Origin of the sequence: Chryseobacterium ureilyticum, from assembly GCF_900156735.1 — a bacterium.
In the GTDB taxonomy this organism is placed as follows: domain Bacteria; phylum Bacteroidota; class Bacteroidia; order Flavobacteriales; family Weeksellaceae; genus Chryseobacterium; species Chryseobacterium ureilyticum.
Map to the genome: position 1 here is coordinate 35,123 of NZ_FTOL01000005.1, position 22,234 is coordinate 57,356.

A 22,234-nucleotide genomic window follows, 5' to 3' on the forward strand; every position below is an offset into this window, starting at 1 on the left:
GTATATTCAATCTAATATTAAAAAAAACAATGAAAATCAAAGCTGTAATTGTAGACGATGAGCTCATAGCAAGAGAAGTACTGAGAAACTATCTCACAAAATACTGTCCACAGGTAGAAATTTTAGGTGAAGCAGAGAATATTAAAGAAGCTGTTCCTTTAATTGCTGAAAAACAACCGCAATTGGTCTTTTTAGATGTGGAAATGCCTTTCGGGAATGCCTTTGATGTTCTGGAAGCAACCAAAGAATTTTCCTATGAAACCATTTTCATTACAGCATTTTCACAATATTCACTACAGGCTTTAAATAAATCCGCTAGTTATTATATTCTAAAACCAATTGATATTCAGGAACTAATTGTGGCAGTTAATAAAGTTGCTGAAAGTCTTGAGAAAAAAGAAGAACTCAACAGAAACAAAATTTTACTTGAAAATTTAAAATTAAAACCAGAAAAGCAACAGCTTATCCTTCCAACCTTACAAGGGTTTGATGTGGTGAAAACAGAAGATATTGTAAGGCTTCAGGCAGATGGAAACTTTACACAGGTTTATCTTACCGATGGCTCCAAGAAAATGGTATGCCGCTTTCTGAAACATTTCGATGATTTGCTTGAAAGCCCTTTTGTAAGGGTGCATCGCTCTCATATTGTCAATACCTCTTTTGTGAAGTCTTATCATAAAAGCGGAACTGTAATGCTTGCTGATGATACTGAAATTGAAGTTTCCGGAAGCTTTAAAGACAGTTTTCTGAAGGTGTTTTCATAGAATTTATCGTTCCTTAACAGCCCAAAGGCATTATTTTTGAAGTTTTCATCATAACCACACAAAATTTCTGTTATGAAGACCTTTCACAAAATTATACTTCCCGTCTCGTTGGGAGCGCTTGTCCTTATAGCTTTTAATTCATGCTCAGTAGGAATCCCAAAAGGAGCTGTAGCAGTAAAGAATTTTGATGCTAAAAAATATCTTGGACGATGGTATGAAATAGCCCGTTTCGATTACAGGTTTGAGAAAAATATGGATAATGTCACCGCAGAATATTCAGAAAACCCAAACGGAACGATTCATGTAAGAAATAAAGGATATGATTATGTAAAAAAGGTATGGAATGAATCTAATGGTGAGGCTAAATTCGTAAAAGATAAAACCGAGGCAAGACTTAAAGTTTCATTTTTTAAACCCATTTGGGCGGGGTATAATGTGATTGACATTGATGAAGAATATCAGTATGCCTTGGTAGCTGGAAGCAGTTTGAAATACCTTTGGATTTTATCCCGAACAACCACTATTCCCGAAAGTATAAAGCAGCGTTTCCTTGAAAAAGCAAAGAAAATCGGATATAATACGGATGAACTGATTTGGGTAAAGCATAATCAGTAAAATTCAGACATGAAAAAGGGCAAAATCGTTCAAACAGATCAGATGATTGATCACTCACAATTTTGCTCTTTCACTTTTTCATAGTCTAGCTTCCAATATACTCCTTCCATTCCTCGAAACGGTAATCAATCACCTGTTTCATCAGATCATAGTTTTCGTAAGTATCTTCAATGTGATAGAATGTTTCATATTCATAATCATTCTCCTCTGCCTTGGAATCGAATAGGTTTACAAAATCATCCGCAAAAGAACTGTATCTGTTTCCAAAGTCAGTGTCATCAGCATAGTAATCCTTTGCAAAGCTGTTTCCAAGATCATTCAGGTCATACTCTGAAAATTTTCCGTCACAAGAATCCATGATAAATTCAGCTCCGGTAATTTCTCTTCTTTTTACTTTTTCTATTTCTTCAGCGCCATCTTCTTTTAATTCGTCGGAGATCAGATCGTTATTGATACACCAGTTCAGGAACATTCCTGTGTGGGTAGCCCCATTTTTCTGAGGAAGACCTTCCGGAAAATCACCGCCGTAATGCCATGAAGCATCATCATATTTTGACATAATATTCAGTATCGATTTAAATAATTTTGTCAAAAATAGAAAAAATCAATTTATATTGCCGCAGCCAGAGATTTTTCCGTCATTTGTATGAAATTTTTTTTCAAGAATTTGATATATGGAAAAAGCAGTTCTGATCACTATCGGTGACGAAATCCTTTCTGGAAATACAATAGATACCAATTCTAATTTTATTGCCTCCGAACTGAAGAATATCGGGATAAAAGTTGTACAGATCTTTACAATTTCAGATGAAATAGAAACAATTAAAAATACATTAAGCTCAGCTTTTGAATTAGGAGATCTGGTGATAACGACGGGAGGGCTAGGTCCCACCAGAGATGATAAAACAAAAAAAGCATTGGCTGAGTTTTTCAATGATGAAATTGCTTTGGATGAGGTTACTTTCAACCATCTTAAAGGATACATGGAAAGGCGTGGACGTGCAGATATTTTAGAAAGAAATAAAGAACAGGCGTTTGTACCTACAAAATCTATCGTTTTTCAGAATCATTTCGGAACGGCACCTTGTATGATGATGGAGCTGAACGGAAAATTATCCTACAGTCTTCCCGGAGTTCCTTATGAAGTAAAACCGTTGATCAAAGATCAGATTATTCCTTATTTACAGGGAAGATTCAACCTTCATTATATTCACAGCAGAATTGTTTCCGTGGTAGGAATTCCTGAGAGTATTCTTGCAGATACTATTGAAGATTGGGAGCTTGCCTTACCTGAAAATATTTCGTTATCATACCTTCCGGTAGGTACAAGAGTAAAGCTGAGATTAACAGCTTCCGGAGATCATGAAGACAGTTTGAAACAACAGACAGAGGACGAAATTCAAAAATTACTTCCTTTAATTAAAGATCATGTGATTGCAGTTTCTGAAGATAAAATAGAAAATATTCTTGCAGAAATTCTAACTGATAGAAAATTAACGATCTCAACTGCAGAAAGTTGTACAGGCGGAGAGCTTGCAAAGATGATCACTTCTGTTTCCGGCAGTTCAAAATACTTTCTTGGAGGAATGGTTGCTTATGCTACAGAAAAAAAAGTTAAAATTTTAAATGTTTCCCAAGAAACTGTAGATCAGTTTACTGTGGTAAGTGAACAGGTAGCTCAGGAAATGGCGAAAGGATGCCAAGAATTATTTGATACTCATATTTCACTTTCTACTACCGGAGTAGCAGGTCCAGGCAAAGGAGAAGACGGTAAAGATGTAGGAACCGTTTTTTATACCATTAGAATCAATGATCAGGAAGTAACTTCGAAATTATATATGCCGCATCTGGAAAGACTTGATTTTATGAATTTCGTATCCCAGAAGGTAATTCAGGATCTTGTGGGACTTCTTATTAACCAGTAATATAAGGTTTGTTTTTTTTAATTTTTTTTTAATTTTAATTATAGAGTTTTTCATACTTTTTGAGATGGATTCCATAAAGTTCATTAACGTGGAAAACTCTAAACAAATCTTTCAGACCAACAGCAAAAAACGCTGGAAAAGCGTACAGTGGGGAAGTCGTGTTTTCATATTTATCATGGCGATCCTTCTTTTAGCTTTGGGGCTGATGATGATTCTTGATAAAAATCCGAAAATCCCTTTTAAAGAAGATTATAAAGCAATCATTACAGCCAACAAACCTTATCTTCAGGAGAATAAAATATCCAAAGAATACCAAGGTTTCAGAAGCTTTATTTCTGAAAAATCCATTCATACCAATCTTGCCAAAGTTGAAAAAGCAAGAGCCGAAAGATATAAAAATCAAAATCGGAATTGGGCTCAGTTCCCAAGTGGAATCCGTTCTGCTTTTTATGTAGCGTGGGATCCCCAATCTCTGATGTCTCTGAAACGAAATATCAGACATGTAAACTTAGTTTTTCCGGAATGGTTTTTCCTTGATCCTAAAACCGGAGATCTGAAGACCAATGTAGATCCTGAAGGCTACAAAATCATCAAGAGAACTGGCGTGGCAGCGATGCCGATTCTGAGTAATAACTCTAATCAGGAGTTCCGTTCTGAAGGATTGATAAAAGTATTGAATGATCCTAAGAAAAGAACAGCACTGATTCAAAAAATTACCCAGCAATGTAAAAAATATCACTTCAAAGGAATTAATATTGACTTTGAGGATATGAACCTGAATTCTGATGAAAATCTGGTTGCTTTTATGAAAGAGCTTTCAGAGACTTTCAAACAGAATCAGTTATTGGTTACCATGGATATTATGACGGATAATGATGATTATAATATTCCAAGATTAGATCCATATGTAGATTACTTTGTACTGATGGCTTATGATGAATATTCAGCTGGAAGCGATGCAGGACCGGTTTCGTCACAAAAATGGATTGAATCCCAAACGGATAAAATCATTAAGCAAACCTCACCACAAAAGATTATTCTCGGATTGGGAGCGTATGGATATGACTGGAGTTCCAATAAGGATGATAATACTTCTGTGACTTATATGCAGGCAATTACAAAAGCAAGTGCGAGTAAAGCCGTTATCGATTTCAATGACAATACTTTTAACCTAAACTACTCTTACACAGATTCCAATAAGAATAGCCATACCGTATTTTTCAATGATGCTGCGTCTATTTTTAATACCATGCGGTTTTCATCAGAATATCCATTGGCAGGAACGGCGCTTTGGAGATTAGGAAGTGAAGACAGCAGAGTATGGAATTTTTATGATAAAGATCTTACGTTTGCCGGACTGTCTAAACTAAACTTGAAAACATTGGAAAATGTAAAGGGACAGACTATGGTAGATTATATCGGAGACGGTGAAGTACTGGATGTTCTGAATACCCCTCATGATGGTAAAATAGCCGTAGAAATTGATCCTAAAGAGAAAATTATCACAGACGAAAACTATATTACTTACCCAAGTTCTTATGAAGTAAAAAAATATGGAAGTGCTGCTCAAAAAGAATTGGTATTGACATTTGATGACGGTCCTGATGAAACGTATACCCCTCAGGTACTTGATATACTTTCAAAATACCACGTTCCGGCAGCCTTTTTTCTGGTAGGATTGAATGCAGAAAAGAACCTTCCGCTTGTTAAAAGAATTTATCGGGAAGGACATGAAATAGGAAATCACACTTTTACCCATGAAAATGTTGCGAAAGTAAGCCCTGAAAGAGCACTTCTTGAAATGAAATTAACAAGACTTCTTATAGAGTGTATCACGGGTCATAGTACTATCCTTTTCAGAGCTCCTTATAATGCAGATTCTGAACCTACAACTTCTGAGGAAATTATTCCAGTAGCATTGGCAAGACAGCAAAACTATCTGGATATCGGAGAAAATATTGATCCGGAAGACTGGCAGCCGGGAATAAAAGCGGATGAAATTGTAAAACGTGTATTAGCCGGAATCAAACAGGAGAGAGGAAATATCATTCTTCTTCATGACGCAGGAGGAGATACGAGAGAAGAAACGGTAAAAGCATTGAAAATTTTAATTCCAACCCTTCAGAAGCAAGGATATCATTTTACAAACCTTACCAATATTCTTCATAAAAGTAGAAATGAACTGATGCCTGAAGTTCCTAAAACCAGAGCTTATTATATCATGCAGCTGAATTTAGTATTAGCAACAGCCATTTATGGATTGAGTCATTTTTTGGTTGCGCTGTTTACCATATTTATTGTTTTGGGATTGATAAGATTGATGTTGATGGCATATTGGGCATTTAAAGAAAGAAAAAAAGAGAAAAAACTTGGTGAATTTCCCGTTTTGGAGGCTTATCCTAAAGTTTCCATTATTGTTCCGGCTTATAATGAAGAAGTGAATATTGTGTCTTCACTACAAAACTTATTAAAACAAACTTACCCGAATTTCAATATCATTATGGTAGATGACGGAAGTAAAGATTCAACCTTTGAAAAGGCTAAAGATGCATTCCCGGATCACGAAAAACTGAAAATATTCACTAAAACAAATGGTGGAAAAGCAACTGCACTGAATTTTGGAATTGCACAAACCGATGCCGAATATGTAGTCTGTATAGATGCTGATACAAAATTACAACAGGATGCTGTGAAATACCTGATCGCAAGATTCCTGAATTCAAGTCCGGAGGAGAAAATAGCAGCCGTTGCCGGAAATGTAAAAGTAGGAAATACAGTGAATTGGTTGACTAAATGGCAGTCAATTGAATATACTACAAGCCAGAATTTTGACAGATTAGCCTATGCAAATATCAATGCAATTACTGTAATTCCCGGAGCAATCGGAGCTTTCAAAAGATTAGTAGTTCTTGAAGCAGGTGGGTATTCCTCCGATACATTGGCTGAAGACTGTGATATTACAGTGAAAATTTTAAAAGCCGGATATACAGTGGCAAATGAAAACAGAGCTGTAGCAGTCACAGAAGCTCCAGAAAGCGTGAAGCAGTTTCTAAAACAACGTTTCCGATGGACTTATGGAATTATGCAGATGTTCTGGAAACAAAAACAGACCTTCCTTAATCCTAAATATAAAGGACTTGGACTTTGGGCAATGCCGAATATCTTATTGTTTCAGTATATAATTCCGTTTTTCTCACCATTGGCAGACGTGATTATGTTCTTTGGAATTTTATCAGGAAACGGAAGCAAAATATTCGGATATTATCTGATTTTCCTTTTGGTAGATGCTTCTTTAGCATTGATTGCATTTATTATGCAAAGAGAAAAGTTAACGAATCTTCTGTATATTATTCCGCAAAGATTCGGGTACAGATGGCTGATGTATATTGTATTATTTAAAAGTTTAAGAAAAGCACTGAAGGGCGAAATGCAATCCTGGGGATTCCTGAAACGGACAGGAAATGTAAAAGAGATTGTGACTTCTTAATATTTATTTAAATTTGTTTCACTTAAAAAGTAACAAATAAGAATTAAATCATACATATTGTATAAATTGTTATCATAATGAAAAAATTAACGCTTTCTTTGTTCTTAATAGCAGGGATCTGCTCTCAAAATACAGTGAGTGCACAAGCTAAAACTGCGAAAGTAGCAGCAGTAAACAATACAGATAAAGGCTTAGACCTTAGCTTAATGGACACTTCGGTACGTCCACAGGATGATTTTTATAACTATGTGAGTGGAACTTGGATGAAAACGGCTAAAATTCCATCTGACAAACCGACTTGGGGAAGTTTCAACAAACTTGGTGAGGATACGGATAACAATTCCATGACCATCTTAAACTCTCTTTTAAAAGATAAATTTACAGACGGAAGTGAAGGTAAAAAGATCCAGGATCTATACGCTTCTTATATGAATATGCAGAAGAGAAATGCAGACGGAATCAAACCTATTCAGGAAAACCTGAATAAAATTGATGCCATTAAAAATATGGCTGATCTTCAGAATTATCTGATCTCTGTAACGAAGGAAGGCGAAAATGTTTTCTACGGATGGGGAGTATATGCAGACCTGAAGAATTCTAACATGAATGCTGTTTATTTAGGTGAAGCTTCTCTTGGTTTAGGAAGAGATTATTACCAAAAAGTAAACGAAAAAAATACAGAAGCTATTGCTGAATATCAAAAATATGTAGCTTCAATGTTAACAGAATTGGGCTATAAAAATGCAGATGCAGCAGCAAAAGGTATTGTTGAATATGAAAAAAGCATTGCAAAAACATATTTGACAAACGAACAAAGCCGTGATAATACCCTTCAGTATAACCCTCAGACAATGGCTGAACTTTCAGCGTTGGTAAAAGGAGCAGATATTCCTGCTTACCTTAAAAAAGTAGGAGTAAATACAGATAAAATTATCATCGGAGAACTAGGATACTATAAAAACTTTGATAAGTTGGTAAATGCTCAGAATCTTCCTGTGATTAAAGATTATCTGAAGTTCCACATGATCAATGGAAGCGCTTCTTACCTAAGTGAAAAATTAGGAGATATGAAGTTTAACTTCTTCGGGAAATACCTGAGAGGTCAACAAGAGCAAAGAGCTCTTAACAAGAGAGGTTTTGAATTAATCAACAGAAACTTAGGAGAAGCATTTGGTAAACTATATGTTGAGAAATATTTCCCTGCTGAAGCAAAAGCTCAGATGGTTGAATTGATCGATTACTTAAAGAAAAGTTTCGCTGTTCACATCAACAACCTGGCTTGGATGTCTTCTACAACTAAGGAAAAAGCAATGCAGAAATTGAACAAATTCACTGTAAAAGTTGCTTATCCGGACAAATGGAAAGACTATTCAAAATTAGAAATCATTCCTGAAGCTAAAGGTGGTACTTTGTATCAAAACCTTCAGAACATCGGAGAATGGCAATATAACAAAGACTTAGCTAAAATCGGAAAACCGGTTGACAAAACAGAATGGGGAATGACTCCACAAACTGTAAATGCTTACTATAATCCGGTATATAACGAAATCGTTTTCCCTGCAGCTATCCTTCAGCCGCCTTTCTTCAATCCTAAAGCTGATGCAGCTGTAAACTTCGGTGGTATCGGTGCTGTTATCGGTCACGAAATGAGCCACGGATTTGATGATTCAGGAGCTCAGTTTGATGCAGAAGGTAACCTTGTAGACTGGTGGACTCCGGAAGATAAGGCTAACTTCGAAAAAGCTACAAAAGCTCTTGCTGCTCAGTATGACAAATATGAGCCGGTAAAAGGAACATTTGTAAACGGAACATTTACAAACGGTGAAAACATCGCTGACTTAGGAGGGGTGAATATCGCTTATGATGCACTTCAAATGTATCTTAAAGACAAAGGAAATCCAGGAAAAATCAGTGGATTTACTCAGGATCAGAGATTCTTCTTAAGCTGGGCAACTGTTTGGAGAACTTTATCAAGTGAAAAATATATGATCAACCAAGTGAAGACAGACCCGCACTCTCCGGGTTACTTCAGAAGCTTCGGTCCGCTAATCAACGTTGATGCCTTCTACAAAGCATTCGATGTGAAAAAAGGAGACAAATTATACAAAGCTCCAGAGGATAGAATTAAAATCTGGTAATATATACAAACCGTTCAGCAATGAACGGTTTTTTCTTTTTAAAGGAACAGATGTTATTCAACAGCTTATTATCCATTGAATAATTATATCCAATACATATTATTAAAGTTCGTATATTTGATAAGTTTGTGTAAAATCAAAAATTATCTTCAATGAAAAAGCTAAATATTGGGATACTTGCCTTTTCGGGTATTGTATTGTTGAATTCATGTGGTGCAGCAAAAACTGCAGGGACAGAGACAAAAACAGAGGCTAAAGCAACCGTTGCTACGCCGGTAAAAGAAGAAGTGAAAGAAGAGGGAATTAATCTATCTTATATGGATACCAATGCCCGTCCGCAGGATGACTTTTTTAGCTATGTGAACGGAAACTGGGTGAAAACTACTCAGATCCCTTCAGATAAGGCAAATTGGGGTTCATTCAATGCCTTGAGGGAAAATGTGGATGATGCATCATTAGATATTTTAAACAAAATCCTTACAGAAACATATCCGGCAGGTTCAGAAGGGCAGAAGATCCAGAGTCTTTATGCCTCTTTTATGGATACTGCAAAAAGAAATACAGACGGATTAGCGCCTATTAAAGGAGACTTGGCAAAAATTGATGCCATTAAAAATCTGAATGATCTTCAGAAATATCTTTTAGAAGCTACAAAATTAGGAGATAACTCTTTCTACGGATGGAGAGCCGGTGCAGATATGAAGAATTCTAAAATGAATGCTGTCTATCTTGGAGGTCCGGATCTTGGTTTAGGAAGAGATTACTACCAGAAAGTAAACGAAGCCAACACTAAAACATTAGGGCAATATCAGTCTTATATCGGAAAATTATTCGGAGTTTTAGGATATAAAAACTCTACTCAGGCAGCGCAGAATGTAGTAGATTTTGAAAAACAACTGGCAAATTATCTATTGACATTAGAGCAGAACAGAGATGCCAATTTAAGATATAATCCTAAAAACGTTTCTGAACTTTCAGGTTTAGTGAAGAACGTTGACCTTGCCAAATACCTTAAAGATGCAGGCGTAAATACAGATAGAGTGATCATCGGAGAACTGAAGTACTACCAGAATATGGATCAGTTTATCACGCAGAAAAATCTTCCTTTATTAAAAGACTATCTTAAATATCATTTAATTAACGGGAATGCAAGTAACCTTGACGAAAATCTTGAGCAGATCAGATTTGATTTCTATGCTAAAGAACTACAGGGACAAAAAGAACAGCGTCCAATGAACAAAAGAGGTTTAACTCTTGTAAATGGTGTTCTGGGAGAAGCATTCGGAAAATTATATGTAGACAAATACTTTACTCCTGAAGCAAAACAGCAGATGGAGACTTACATCGATTACCTTTTAAAATCGTTCAAATCTCACATTGCCAATATAGACTGGATGTCTCCTGATACTAAAGTAAAAGCTCAGGAAAAACTATCCAAGTTTACTGTAAAAATTGCTTATCCTGACAAATGGAAAGATTATACTCAATTGAAGGTAGAATCTCCAAAACAAGGTGGATCCCTGTATTCCAACCTGCAAAATGTAGCAGCTTGGCAATATCAGAGAAATTTAGATAAAGTAGGTAAGCCAGTTGACAAAACAGAATGGGGAATGTCTCCACAAACAGTAAATGCTTACTACAGCGGATCAAACAACGAAATCGTTTTCCCTGCTGCAATTCTTCAGCCTCCTTTCTATAATCCTAAAGCTGATGCAGCCGTAAACTTCGGTGGAATAGGTGCTGTGATCGGTCACGAGATTTCTCACGGTTTTGATGACAGCGGATCACGTTTTGACGGTGATGGAAACCTGAATAACTGGTGGACGGAAGCTGACCGTAAAAACTTTGATGCAAAAGTAGGACAGCTAGCTGCTCAATATAGCGCTTATGAACCCGTAAAAGGAAGCTTTGTGAATGGTAAATTTACAAGCGGAGAAAATATTGGGGACTTAGGAGGAGTAGCCGTTGCTTACGATGCCCTTCAGATGTACCTTAAAGACAAAGGAAACCCTGGAAAAATCAGTGGATTTACTCAGGATCAGAGATTCTTTATGAGCTGGGCTACCGTTTGGAGAACAAAAGCTACCAATGAATATATGATCAATCAGGTGAAAACAGATCCGCACTCTCCGGGAATGTTCAGAGCTTTCGGTCCGTTGGTAAACCAGGATTCATTCATTAAAGCATTTGATATCAAGCCGGGAGATAAAATGTATAAAGCTCCTGAAGACAGAATAAAAATTTGGTAAGACTACCAAAAAATTGTTAGAAAAGAAAGAATCCGTCTCAATGCAATGTGAGACGGATTCTCTTTTTAATAGGCTTTTTTATAATTCCGGATCACAAACTTTATTCCGGTTTCTATAATATCTCCCATAGTTTTGCAATACTTGAAATTCACATCATAAGTAAGTTTCTGCAAAGCCGTTTTAAGCTCTTTAACATTGGCTTCAGGGGCAATGTCTTCCTTTTTCATAATAGAAATAAGCTCATCAAATCTGCTTTTACTGCTCGTCACTCTTTTTACAATTTGAGAACGCACTTCCTTACGATATTGCTCTATAGAATTAGGTTTCAGTTTTTCCAGTACCATATTCACCATAGTATTATTTTCTTTGAAATACTGAGGAAGATAAACCTTTAGATTGCCTTCATAACTTTGCTGGTCAAAATCGATAGGGCGGATTCTGTAAATAACCTGATCAAAATCGTGTATAGGAATAATGACATAATTATAAGAACGCATATCGCCAAGCAGCCCAATAAGACAACGTTCATTGAATTTTACAAATTCCTTGGAAATCTGAGCTTTTTCCAGTTCCGTACAGTTGAATAGATGTTTCTGGATAAATACATCTCCGGGAATTCCCAAAATATGTTCCTCTATCAAAGTGTTTTTATAAATTAGAAAATTAATCCGGTTGGGAGAAAGTAAATCTTCGAGTTCAAGCCCATATATTCGTGAAGCATCCGCCTGTTTAATGTAGAAATTAGTATAATTATCATTAAGAATATTTCTCACCCGAATTCGAAAAGGTTTAGAATTTCCGAAAGTACAGAAATCGATTGTATCCACTTTCAGATAAGGTAGAGTAGCCTCGTCTCCATCGGAATGAAGAAGAGTATAAATCTTATTTAAATTCGCTTCTATTTCTCTAAACTCATATTCAGGATACATTACACCAAGCCATAAAGTATCTTTGCCATCTTTGTCCAGGATATTCACACTATCACTGAATCTTAACAGGTCTTCATAAAGAAACTGAATTTTAGTGGTTCTGTTATGTTTTTCCAGATATTGCTGTAATGCCTCTGAAACAGGATATATGGGTTTTCTGAATGCAATCTTTACATCTTTCATTATTCTGCTTACTTTGTTTAAATATAAAAAATATTTTTTCCTTACATCTGAGAATATCTTATTTTAACATGGATTTGATATTTTTTATAAATGAAAAACAGACCAATATTATTTTATCTCTTTATAAGGTATTGTTATTAATTTTTTTCATAGCTTAGTGACCTCGTAAGATTGTGATTTTATGTTAAATAAGAGCCTGTGAATTCAAATAAGTCAAGAAAAATCTTGTCAAAATTTTGTATGTTACAGTTTTTTTTTAAATTTAAACATTGGATTGGTAATTTATGAGACTTATCTGTAAATTGTTAAAAGACAGATCCAAATCAAAATATTAAATCTCAAAATAATAATAATATGGCAATGTTTAATTATGGTGTTGGCGGAAACGAGGTAAAAGTAGACGCTAATGAAGCTATTCAGGAAATACAGGAAAATAAATCACTGATAGTAAGCCAGCTTACAACAGAAGAATCTTATACCCCTGAAATTGTAACAGGATTAAAAACTGTGGAAGACGTTTTCAAACATTTTCAACCTTCTGTGTCTGTACAGCATGAAGCAGAAGACGGTGGAATGGTAGAAGAAGAATTCCGTTTTCAAAATCTTGGAGACTTTACTCCTAAAAACCTTACTCAAAAATCAGACTATCTACAGCAATTGAGCATGGAACAGGAGCAGTACAACAAAATTGTACGTCAGCTGAAAACAAATAAAATTCTACGCAATATGCTAGAGAACGACCAGACCAGAGCTGCGTTCATTGAAGTATTGAAAGAAGTAGCACAAGAACTTGAAAAATAATTAAAGACTTACATTAAATCATGGATAGCAAATTACAGGCGCAGGAAAGCCAGCAGCAGGGACAACAGCAGCAGCACTCTGGACAACCGAAAGGGAATCCGCTTGCAGAGCTCAATAAAATGGGAGGTTTTGGCTTTGTTGAATCCGTTGTAGACGGTATCGCCAATATGAACCCAACGAGAAAAGCAAGGAAAGAAATATTCCTTAATGATAGCAATAAAGCAGACGAAAGAAAAGAACTTCTTCAAAAAATCAACCTTTGGGTGAGCCTTTTAGAAGGAAGTGAATCTGCTGATAAAATGGCTGATACGTGCAAAAATAAAGCACAACAGGCTGATCAGAATTTAAAGAAAAACTTAAAAAATACACTTGATGCAGTTCGTCTGTTGGAAACCAACTATAGAACCGTAGCTCAATTCTACAAGAATACAGAATTGGATAAAGTGGATAACGTAAGTATCGTAAACGCAAGCATCGATCAGGTTTCAGACCTTGATAATCCTTTGTTTATCGATGCAATCTCAGAAGAATTCAAAAACTACTACGACCGTTTAGATCTTAGAGATAACTATTCAATCCTTGCTATCCCTGGATATTTAGGATCAAATAAAGTGATCGAAAAATGGGCGAAAATCTGTAACGAAAACAAAGTAATGATGGTTACAGACTTTGCCAACCTTGACAAACCGGATGATGTAGTAGACTTATTCCATTCTGCTAACCTTACAGGAGGTGAACTTCACAGAAGTAACGTTATTATGACGTGTAACTGGCTTGTAGGACGTGGAAAAGCAGAAGAAGTAGGTGAAGAAGAAAACGTAGAACTTCCACCTTCCACTTCATTAGCCGGAAAAATCCACAAGACTTTAATGTCTCAGGTAGCAGCAGGTAAAAAACATGGTAATATCAACGAAGTAGACGCTGTAAAATTCGAATTGAAGAAAAGTGAAATTTCTCAATTAGAAAAAATGGGTCTGGTACCAATGGTAAATGAATACGGAAAAATTATGGCTTTCTCAGCAAAGACATTATTTACAGGAGACAACATCGGTCTTCAGACGTATTCAGTAGTTCGTGTGTTCGACTATGTAACTAAAGTTTTACTTGACTTCCTGAACAGAAGAGCTTTCGAAAACTGGAATGCTAAAAACGAAGACGATTTGAGAAGACAAATTGTAACGTTCCTGGATAATATCAAAGGACCGGACAAATTGATCGAAAAATTCAAGATCGTTCGTTTCGAACAGGATAGAGTAAACAAAGACAGAGTATGGCTTGATATCCGTATGACACCTTATTTCCCTACAAAAAGTTTCGTTATCAAACTTGACGGACACAAAGGAGATGACGGTAACGAATGGGATGCAGAATACGCTCAGGAATAAAAAAACTTATTTTAAAATAACAAAAACCGATGCAATTTTACATCGGTTTTTTTCTACCAATATCTATGAAAATTAATATGAATAAAAGACTTATCATTGGTTTACCAGTTTTATTGATGATACTTTTGGTAAGTTGTGAAAAAAAATACCAAAGCCCGGGACAATACGAAGAAGATCTTTTCGCAGACGAACGTCAGGAAGGAAAAGCCTATATCATGAATGAAGAAGAATGCTTTGATGCAAGTGAACTGGTTATTGCAAGTTCTGAGGTGAAATTAGCCGATAGTTCCAAACGTGGAAAGCCATTCTTTATCTACAAAGTAAGATCAGGTAGAGTATTGAAAAGCATAAGAGATTCTGTTATAGATTATCCAATCGAATTTCTGTCAACATACAAACTAAAATTAAATAATAATAATAATGATTCCATGTATGTTTACATGAAAGCTTTACAAGGCTACAAATTTATTGCAAAAGACAGGGACCTTAGATATCAATGGTTAAGAGGAGGATCGGTATATCCTGTGAAAAAAAAGTAAAATAAACCTATCTTTGCAGTCTCAAAATAACACGCGGGAATAAGAATATGATCTTTCCTGGGTTAAATAGATTGGTTTTTGGAAAAAAATAGTACAGCCTCAGGTTTTCAACATGTAGGAAACAGGCTTTTGGAGTGGTATAAAAATAATGCGAGAGATCTGCCTTTCAGACAGACGAAAGATCCTTATAAAATCTGGATTTGTGAAATTGTATTTCAGCAGACAAGAATCAATCAGGGATTGAATCATTACAATAATTTTATTGCAAGATTTCCGGATGTAAAAACTTTGGCAGAAGCTGAAGAAAATGAAGTCTTATTATATTGGAAAGGACTGGGTTATTATTCAAGGGCAATCAATATTCATAAGGCGGCACAGCAGATCATGAATGATTATCAGGGAGTTTTTCCTGCTCAATATGATGAGATTCTGAAATTAAAAGGAGTAGGGAAGTATACAGCTGCAGCGGTTTCCAGTATATGTTTTGATGGAAAAATGCCTGCTGTTGACGGAAATTTCTACCGTGTTCTGAGCCGTTTCTTTGCCGATGATTTTGATATTTCAAATTCAAGAGCGTTTATCTACTTTTCAGAATTGGCAGCTTTGGTGATGCCTGATAATGTAGGAGATTTCAATCAGGCAATGATGGATATCGGTTCCGAGATCTGTAAACCTAAAAATCCTTTGTGTGGAGAATGTCCGATCAATGAAGACTGTCTCGCATTTTCATCAAATAAAATTTCAGAATTTCCCGTAAAAACCAAAAAAGTGAAGGCGGAAGACCTTGCTTTAACCTATTATTTCGTTCATCGAAATGGGCAATTTTTGATAAGACAGAGAAAAGATGACTTTATCTGGAAGAAGTTATTTGAATTTCCAGAGGCAATCCCTGAGGAAATGGAAGAATTTATTACCAGTGCGAAAATAGTTGCCCATAAATTGACACACAAGAACTTAAGCATTGAAATATTTAACGTGAATGTGACTTCTGAGAAAATATGGAGTGATTTTATCGCTGAAAATCAGTACCTGATTACAGACGTTCAGGGTTCCCATGAAAAATCCTTTCCAAAGCCTTTGGAAAATTACATTCAAAACTCATTGAAAGACTGAAATTTGTCTTCCGAAATCTAAAATCTAATTTGTACTTTTGCAAAATGATAAAAAAAGTCATTTTTATTTTTGTATCACTGCTTTTAATTTCATGTGGAAAAGATCCAATCCCGAAACCATACGGAGAATTGCGTCTTGAATATCCTGCACCGAAATATCAAAAGTTTGAAAATAACTGCGCTTATATATTCGAATATTCAAATTTTGCGAATATCACAGCAGCTAAAAGACCTTGCTGGTACTATTTGAACTACCCTGAAATGAAAGCAAAAGTTTTTGTTACTTATTACCCGATACAGAATGACTTTGCTGAACATATCAAGGAAGCTGAAAAAATGGTATACGAACACACCATTAAAGCCAGTGCCATAGATACAAAATCCTTTGAATACCCTGACAAAAAGGTATACGGAAACTTCTATGAGCTGAAAGGACAGACTGCTTCCAATCTTCAATTTTACATTACAGACAGTACGAAACATTTCGTGACTGCTTATTTATACTTTAATACGAGACCGAAACCGGACTCTCTGGCTCCTGCAGTGAATTATATCAAAAATGATATGAAACACCTGCTGGATTCTTTTGAATGGAAAAAATAATTACTTTTTAATATACATTGAAAAATATATGAAACTTTTAGTTGTAGGAAGTGTTGCATTTGATGCAATTGAAACACCATTTGGTAAAACGGATAAGATTTTAGGCGGAGCTGCCACTTATATTGGGATCACTTCATCTATTTTAGGCGTTAAATCCGGTATTGTTTCTGTAGTAGGAGGAGACTTTCCACAGGAACACCTTGATATGTTTACAGACAGAGAAGTAAATATCGAAGGAATTGAAATCGTAAAAGAAGGAAAAACTTTCTTTTGGTCAGGAAAATACCACAACGATTTGAATACAAGAGATACTTTGGCTACAGAAGTAAACGTGTTGGAGAACTTTGATCCGAAAATCCCGGACTCAATGCAGGATGCCGAAATTTTATTACTTGGAAACCTACACCCTGGAGTTCAGTTATCAGTACTTGAGAAAATGAACAACCGTCCTAAGCTTGTAATCCTTGATACAATGAACTTCTGGATGGATTGCGCATTGGATATCTTAATGGATATGATTGCTAAAACAGATGTGATTACCATCAATGATGAGGAGGCAAGACAACTTTCAGGAGAATATTCTTTAGTAAAAGCTGCTAAAAAGATCCATACAATGGGTCCTGAATATGTGATTATCAAGAAAGGTGAGCACGGAGCTTTACTTTTCCATGATAATAAAGTATTTGCTATCCCGGCACTTCCGTTAGAAGAGGTTTTTGACCCAACAGGAGCTGGAGATACTTTTGCAGGAGGTTTTGCAGCATATCTTGCTAAAAAAGGAAAATTCGATTTTGATACGATGAAGTCTGCATTGATCGTAGGATCAGCAATGGCATCATTCACTGTAGAGAAATTTGGAACAGAAAGAATTCAGGAAGTAGAAGAGTCTGATATGTTCAGCAGATTGAGACAATTCAAAGAATTAACGACATTTGATATTGAACTACAGTAAATAAGTCTTTTTAAGAAATATTTATAATAAAAAATTGAGTGAAATTCGTTAAGAATTCTAAATTTGCAACTTGTTAAAATAGTAAAATGACAAATAAACTAAAAATCACTTATCTTCTAGGGATTTTCATCATGATCTTTTCTTCTAATATGATGAATGCCCAGCTAAAACCAGGAGATTTAGTGGATGGTATTGCTGCTGTTATCGGAGATGAGATTGTTTTGGAATCTGATGTTATTGAGCAGATGAATTATGGAAAACAACAGGGTGCTGCCAATACAGACAAATGTGAATTCCTTGAAAACCTAATCAGCAATAAACTTCTTGTATACGAAGCAAAAAAAGATACGCTGATTGAGAATCGTTCCGCAGCAATCAAAGAACAAGCTAATGCAAAATATCGTCAGATGCTTTCTCAGTTTCCTGATGAAAAAACAATGCTTGCCGCTTATAAGTTCAGAAACTCATATGAATTGAAAAATGCTATCGAAAAAATCGATACAGATCAATATTATGGGCAGGCAAAATATCAGAGAGTAACTGAAAAAGCCGATGTGACACCAAATGAGGTGACTGACTTCTATAATCTGTATAAAATGCAGTTGCCACAAATCAAAGATGAGGTTACTTTATCTCAGATTATGATTTACCCTTCGTTGACAGAAGCTCACAAACAAGACCTTATTAATAGATTAAAAAAGATCAAGCAAGATATCCTTGGAGGTGAAACTTTTGAAAGCCAGGCAAGAATTTATTCTGAAGATGAAGGTTCTGCTTCTAACGGTGGATTATATAAAAACATCAACAAAGGAGCGATGGTAAAGCCATTTGAAGCTGCTGCGTTAAACCTTCAGGAAAATGAAATTTCAGATCCTATTGAATCTGAATTTGGTTACCACATCATCCAATTGATCAAAAGATCAGGAAAAGTATATGATGCAAGACACATTCTTTTGAAAGGAACTCCTACAGACGAAGAACTTAAAACTGCAAAAGCAAAGCTTGACAGTATCAGAGGACTGGTTCTTGATGGAAAAATTTCATTTAAAGATGCAGCTTTCAAATTTTCTGATGATAAAAAGACTAAGTTCAATGCAGGGATCATTCCTGGCGGAGACGGTTCTGATAAAATCGAAAGAGAAAGTATTCCGGGGACAATCAGCTACGAATTGGCAGGATTGAACAAAGGAGATATCACTACTGCATTTGAAGATGATGAAAACAGAAGAAAAGCAGTTAAAATTATCAAACTTGAAGATGTGATCCCGGCTCACCAGATTACATTGGAAACAGACTTCAGCCGAATCAAGCAGATGGCGCTGAACAAAAAGAAAAATGAAATGGTTGAAAAGTTTGTAAACTCTAAGTTACCTACAACCTTTATTTCTATTGACGGACGCTACGATACTTGTAGTTTCAAAGCCAACTGGAAAAAAGAATCAATCAAAAAATAAAATCAAAACCTTCAGAATTTCTGAAGGTTTTTTTATGCCTGAAAAGTAGTAAAATAGATATATTATACAAATATTGGGAATGAAGTGAAAATCAAATTTTGCTATTGAAAATCTGTCTTACTTTTATCCTTAAGATTTCTGTTTTTTTTCAAAGATTTCAAGCTGAAATTATTCCCGTAAAACCTTTGTTTTTAGTATTTTTACGCATGAGCAATTTTATAGATTTCAATTCAGCAAAAAAACTTCATGATATGCAGACTAACGAAAATAGAATTTCAGAGCTTTTTAATATAAAATATCCAATCATTCAGGCTGGGATGATCTGGCATTCCGGATGGAGACTTGCTTCTGCTGTTTCTAATTGTGGTGGATTAGGATTAATAGGAGCAGGAAGTATGTATCCTGATATCTTAAGAGAGAATATTCAAAAGTGTAAGCAGGCAACAGATAAGCCTTTTGGTGTGAATGTTCCTATGCTTTACCCGAATCTTGAAGAAATTATTCAGATCATTTTAGAAGAAGGAGTGAAAATAGTTTTTACTTCAGCTGGAAATCCGAAAACCTATACAGAAACTCTACAAAAAGAGGGGCTAACTGTTGCTCACGTAGTGTCTTCTACCAAATTTGCTGTAAAGTGTGAAGAAGCAGGGGTAGATGCAGTAGTAGCAGAAGGCTTTGAAGCAGGAGGACACAATGGAAGAGATGAAACTACAACATTCTGCCTGATCCCAAATGTGAAAAATCATATCTCAAAACCATTAATCGCAGCGGGTGGAATTGCTTTAGGTTCACAAATGAAAGCTGCTATGATCCTTGGGGCAGATGGTGTACAGATCGGTTCCCGTTTTGCTGCTACTACTGAAGCCAGTGCCCATGATAATTGGAAAAAGAAAATCACAGAACTTCAGGAAGGAGATACTCACCTTACCCTAAAAGAACTGGCTCCTGTAAGAATGGTTAAAAATAAATTCTTTAACGAGCTTGAAGAAATATACCAAGGCGGGAGAAATAAAGACGCATTAATCGCTTCATTAGGAAGAGCCAGAGCCAAAAAAGGGATGTTTGAAGGCGATATGGAAGACGGAGAATTAGAAATAGGGCAGGTTTCTGCTTTAATCAATGATATTCTTCCGGTTGAAACAGTTTTTAACCAGCTCTTAAAAGAATTTGAAGATACTAAGATCCCTAAATTTTAATATAATTTTATTCAATGGAAGGTAGAATAATTGATGTAAAGGACCAAAAATTATACATAGAATACAACAACTCATTTGAAGATAAGCCTACAATAGTTTTTTTGCATGATTCACTAGGTTCCGTGCAACTTTGGAGGGATTTTCCAGCGAAGCTATCTGCTGCTACAGAATGTAACGTGCTTGCTTATGATCGTTTGGGATACGGAAAATCTTATCCTATGTCTACGCATGTAAGACCGGTTAATTATATGGAACTGGAAGCCGATCTTCTAAATGATCTTTTAGCAGAATTAAATATTACTGATGCTGTTTTATTCGGACATAGTGATGGCGGAACAATAGCATTGATTACCGCTGCAAAATATCCCGAAAGAGTAAAAGCAGTTATCTGTGAAGCAGGACATGTTTTCGTAGAAGATGTAACCTTAAAAGGTGTTTATGATGCCTGGGAAGCCTATAAAACGACCAACCTACCGGAACGTCTTCAGAAGTATCATGGTGATAAGGTTGAAATGTTGTTCAAAGCTTGGACAGAAACATGGACTCGCGATGATTACAGAACCTGGAATATTGAATACCTTTTAAAAGATATTATTTGCCCACTTTTATTTATCCAAGGAGAAAAGGATGAATATGGTACACTGGATCAGTTAGAAAAAACAGTTTCTCAGGTAAGTGGTAGTAGTGAAAAATATATTATTCCTGAAGTAGGGCATACACCGCATAAAGAAGTACCGGAACTAGTATTGGAGCGATCTGTAGAGTTTATAGTCAAGAATAGTTAAATTTGGCGGTATTCAATCAAACTATAAAATAAAAACATCCTTTCAATAAGGGTGTTTTTGTTTATCACTAACTTAAATATAAAATTATTGTACATATTATTTGAAAATTGTACAATAATAATTAACGGTTTATCGGAAGATATTTTCTTTGACCTTAATGAGTACTGAATTAATTTTCATAAATATTTTTTTCCTGTAGTAGAATTTTTGTAACTTTTATTTTAATACAAAATTATCTGTAATAGTGATCGTTAATAGTTAAATTACAATAAATAAACAAGTAAAATCACGAATTGGTGATGTTTGGTTTCTTATTTTTGAAATGTCAGAATATAAAACTGAATCATCCTTATCCTAGTGTGAATATACGTCAAGCCTGAAAATGTAGAACTTGCTGATGATGCAAATCATTATAAGTTTGTGCTTGATATGAATGTGTTTGGGAGATGCAAATTTATTTGCATCTCTTTTTTATGGTAAAAAATTATAGAAGCTTAATTTCTCTGGCAATATTTTCTTTAGCCTGAGTTTCATATTTTTCTTTGAAATATTCGGACTTAAAAATATTGTCAAGCTCTAAAAAATGTTTAAGCACCTTTTTTCTTCCGGGTTTATAAAGAAGATCCGGATAAATAGAATATTCTTTTCTGATCATTTTAGTGTAGTTCAGATAAGTATCAAAGTCTTTTCCCAAAACTGAAAGATCGGCATCTAATAAGTAGTTGGTGTCTCCGTCCTCTGATTTTTGATGAGACTTTGTAGCTAGAATCTGAGTTGAAATTTTTGAAATTTTTTCTTTACTGAACCCAAGCTCAGAAAGTCTTGTTTCGGCAGTTAATGCACTTTTTTCTTCATTAGATTTGGAAGTGGCATCATAAATAACATCATGGTAAAAAACAGAAAAAGAAACTTCAGTAAAGTCTGAAATTTTATCTCTCACCAGTTCAAGTTCCTGAAACATATTTTCAAGATGAAGAAGATTATGATAATGCCTGCCTTTTTCAGAATATTTCTTTTCAATCTCTTTCCATAGAGTGCTGATTAATATATTATCTGCTGAAAATGGTAAGCAGAGTTGTTCAAATCGATTCTTTAGATCCATGACAAAAGGGTATAA

Annotated in this window: 18 protein-coding genes; 15 read left to right on the forward strand and 3 right to left on the reverse strand. The window is 35.3% G+C overall.

Going from position 1 to position 22,234, the window contains the following annotated elements:
* Positions 1–29 precede the first annotated feature (29 nt).
* Positions 30–764 carry a LytR/AlgR family response regulator transcription factor gene (locus tag BW983_RS14860; RefSeq protein ID WP_076552693.1) on the forward strand — a complete coding sequence of 245 codons (735 nt, stop codon included), beginning with the start codon at positions 30–32 and terminating at the stop codon, positions 762–764.
* Positions 765–836: 72 nt separating this feature from the next.
* Positions 837–1,379, forward strand: coding sequence for a lipocalin family protein (locus BW983_RS14865; protein ID WP_076552694.1), 543 nt, complete (start codon positions 837–839; stop codon positions 1,377–1,379).
* Between the two features lie 85 nt (positions 1,380–1,464).
* Here BW983_RS14865 and BW983_RS14870 read toward each other — a convergent pair whose 3' ends face one another.
* The gene (locus BW983_RS14870; protein ID WP_076552695.1) at positions 1,465–1,938 is read right to left on the reverse strand and encodes a DUF7832 domain-containing protein; all 474 of its coding nucleotides are present in this window, start codon (positions 1,936–1,938) and stop codon (positions 1,465–1,467) included.
* A 115-nt stretch (positions 1,939–2,053) separates the two neighbouring features.
* On the opposite strand from BW983_RS14870, the gene BW983_RS14875 reads away from it, so the two are divergent.
* The 4 genes from BW983_RS14875 (at position 2,054) to BW983_RS14890 (ending at position 11,178) form a co-directional block, all read left to right on the forward strand.
* Complete coding sequence (locus tag BW983_RS14875) at positions 2,054–3,304, forward strand: CinA family nicotinamide mononucleotide deamidase-related protein (RefSeq protein ID WP_076552696.1); 1,251 nt, start codon at positions 2,054–2,056, stop codon at positions 3,302–3,304.
* Between the two features lie 64 nt (positions 3,305–3,368).
* Complete coding sequence (locus tag BW983_RS14880; protein WP_076552697.1) at positions 3,369–6,791, forward strand: polysaccharide deacetylase family protein; 3,423 nt, start codon at positions 3,369–3,371, stop codon at positions 6,789–6,791.
* Between the two features lie 77 nt (positions 6,792–6,868).
* The gene (locus BW983_RS14885; protein ID WP_076552698.1) at positions 6,869–8,929 is read left to right on the forward strand and encodes a M13 family metallopeptidase; all 2,061 of its coding nucleotides are present in this window, start codon (positions 6,869–6,871) and stop codon (positions 8,927–8,929) included.
* Positions 8,930–9,081: 152 nt separating this feature from the next.
* Entirely contained in the window at positions 9,082–11,178 is a 2,097-nt protein-coding gene (locus BW983_RS14890; RefSeq protein ID WP_076552699.1) for a M13 family metallopeptidase, read from the forward strand.
* 65 nt (positions 11,179–11,243) lie between these two features.
* Here the strand turns inward: BW983_RS14890 and BW983_RS14895 are convergent, their stop codons facing one another.
* Complete coding sequence (locus BW983_RS14895; RefSeq protein ID WP_076552700.1) at positions 11,244–12,290, reverse strand: hypothetical protein; 1,047 nt, start codon at positions 12,288–12,290, stop codon at positions 11,244–11,246.
* A 354-nt stretch (positions 12,291–12,644) separates the two neighbouring features.
* Between BW983_RS14895 and BW983_RS14900 the strand changes: the two genes are divergently transcribed.
* The 9 genes from BW983_RS14900 (at position 12,645) to BW983_RS14940 (ending at position 21,117) form a co-directional block, all read left to right on the forward strand.
* Entirely contained in the window at positions 12,645–13,091 is a 447-nt protein-coding gene (locus BW983_RS14900) for a type VI secretion system contractile sheath small subunit (protein ID WP_076552701.1), read from the forward strand.
* A gap of 20 nt (positions 13,092–13,111) precedes the next feature.
* Positions 13,112–14,476, forward strand: a complete 1,365-nt coding sequence (locus tag BW983_RS14905; protein ID WP_076552702.1) for a DUF5458 family protein — start codon at positions 13,112–13,114, stop codon at positions 14,474–14,476.
* A 77-nt stretch (positions 14,477–14,553) separates the two neighbouring features.
* Positions 14,554–15,015 carry a hypothetical protein gene (locus BW983_RS14910; protein WP_228409016.1) on the forward strand — a complete coding sequence of 154 codons (462 nt, stop codon included), beginning with the start codon at positions 14,554–14,556 and terminating at the stop codon, positions 15,013–15,015.
* A gap of 78 nt (positions 15,016–15,093) precedes the next feature.
* Entirely contained in the window at positions 15,094–16,128 is a 1,035-nt protein-coding gene (gene mutY, locus BW983_RS14915) for an A/G-specific adenine glycosylase (RefSeq protein WP_076552704.1), read from the forward strand.
* 44 nt (positions 16,129–16,172) lie between these two features.
* Positions 16,173–16,730 (forward strand): gliding motility lipoprotein GldD, encoded by a 558-nt coding sequence (gldD, locus tag BW983_RS14920; protein WP_076552705.1) that lies wholly within the window; start codon positions 16,173–16,175, stop codon positions 16,728–16,730.
* A 28-nt stretch (positions 16,731–16,758) separates the two neighbouring features.
* Positions 16,759–17,682 (forward strand): PfkB family carbohydrate kinase, encoded by a 924-nt coding sequence (locus tag BW983_RS14925; RefSeq protein ID WP_076552706.1) that lies wholly within the window; start codon positions 16,759–16,761, stop codon positions 17,680–17,682.
* A gap of 86 nt (positions 17,683–17,768) precedes the next feature.
* Positions 17,769–19,136, forward strand: coding sequence for a peptidylprolyl isomerase (locus BW983_RS14930; RefSeq protein ID WP_076552707.1), 1,368 nt, complete (start codon positions 17,769–17,771; stop codon positions 19,134–19,136).
* 206 nt (positions 19,137–19,342) lie between these two features.
* Positions 19,343–20,332 (forward strand): NAD(P)H-dependent flavin oxidoreductase, encoded by a 990-nt coding sequence (locus BW983_RS14935; protein ID WP_228409017.1) that lies wholly within the window; start codon positions 19,343–19,345, stop codon positions 20,330–20,332.
* Positions 20,333–20,346: 14 nt separating this feature from the next.
* On the forward strand, positions 20,347–21,117 hold the full coding sequence (locus BW983_RS14940; RefSeq protein WP_076552708.1) for an alpha/beta fold hydrolase: 771 nt from the start codon (positions 20,347–20,349) through the stop codon (positions 21,115–21,117).
* A 484-nt stretch (positions 21,118–21,601) separates the two neighbouring features.
* On the opposite strand, the gene BW983_RS14945 is transcribed toward BW983_RS14940, so the two are convergent.
* The gene (locus BW983_RS14945) at positions 21,602–22,219 is read right to left on the reverse strand and encodes an HD domain-containing protein (RefSeq protein ID WP_076552709.1); all 618 of its coding nucleotides are present in this window, start codon (positions 22,217–22,219) and stop codon (positions 21,602–21,604) included.
* Positions 22,220–22,234 lie beyond the last annotated feature (15 nt).

Excerpts from the sequence above, each read along its gene's own strand:
- BW983_RS14865 (WP_076552694.1), top strand. The coding sequence starts at position 837 with ATGAAGACCTTTCACAAAATTATACTTCCCGTCTCGTTGGGAGCGCTT.
- BW983_RS14905 (WP_076552702.1), top strand. The coding sequence starts at position 13,112 with ATGGATAGCAAATTACAGGCGCAGGAAAGCCAGCAGCAGGGACAACAG.
- BW983_RS14895 (WP_076552700.1), bottom strand. The coding sequence starts at position 12,290 with ATGAAAGATGTAAAGATTGCATTCAGAAAACCCATATATCCTGTTTCA.
- BW983_RS14875 (WP_076552696.1), top strand. The coding sequence starts at position 2,054 with ATGGAAAAAGCAGTTCTGATCACTATCGGTGACGAAATCCTTTCTGGA.
- BW983_RS14890 (WP_076552699.1), top strand. The coding sequence starts at position 9,082 with ATGAAAAAGCTAAATATTGGGATACTTGCCTTTTCGGGTATTGTATTG.
- BW983_RS14900 (WP_076552701.1), top strand. The coding sequence starts at position 12,645 with ATGGCAATGTTTAATTATGGTGTTGGCGGAAACGAGGTAAAAGTAGAC.
- BW983_RS14930 (WP_076552707.1), top strand. The coding sequence starts at position 17,769 with ATGACAAATAAACTAAAAATCACTTATCTTCTAGGGATTTTCATCATG.
- BW983_RS14860 (WP_076552693.1), top strand. The coding sequence starts at position 30 with ATGAAAATCAAAGCTGTAATTGTAGACGATGAGCTCATAGCAAGAGAA.
- BW983_RS14935 (WP_228409017.1), top strand. The coding sequence starts at position 19,343 with ATGAGCAATTTTATAGATTTCAATTCAGCAAAAAAACTTCATGATATG.
- BW983_RS14925 (WP_076552706.1), top strand. The coding sequence starts at position 16,759 with ATGAAACTTTTAGTTGTAGGAAGTGTTGCATTTGATGCAATTGAAACA.
- gldD (WP_076552705.1), top strand. The coding sequence starts at position 16,173 with ATGATAAAAAAAGTCATTTTTATTTTTGTATCACTGCTTTTAATTTCA.
- BW983_RS14885 (WP_076552698.1), top strand. The coding sequence starts at position 6,869 with ATGAAAAAATTAACGCTTTCTTTGTTCTTAATAGCAGGGATCTGCTCT.
- BW983_RS14940 (WP_076552708.1), top strand. The coding sequence starts at position 20,347 with ATGGAAGGTAGAATAATTGATGTAAAGGACCAAAAATTATACATAGAA.
- BW983_RS14945 (WP_076552709.1), bottom strand. The coding sequence starts at position 22,219 with ATGGATCTAAAGAATCGATTTGAACAACTCTGCTTACCATTTTCAGCA.
- BW983_RS14910 (WP_228409016.1), top strand. The coding sequence starts at position 14,554 with ATGAATAAAAGACTTATCATTGGTTTACCAGTTTTATTGATGATACTT.
- BW983_RS14880 (WP_076552697.1), top strand. The coding sequence starts at position 3,369 with ATGGATTCCATAAAGTTCATTAACGTGGAAAACTCTAAACAAATCTTT.
- BW983_RS14870 (WP_076552695.1), bottom strand. The coding sequence starts at position 1,938 with ATGTCAAAATATGATGATGCTTCATGGCATTACGGCGGTGATTTTCCG.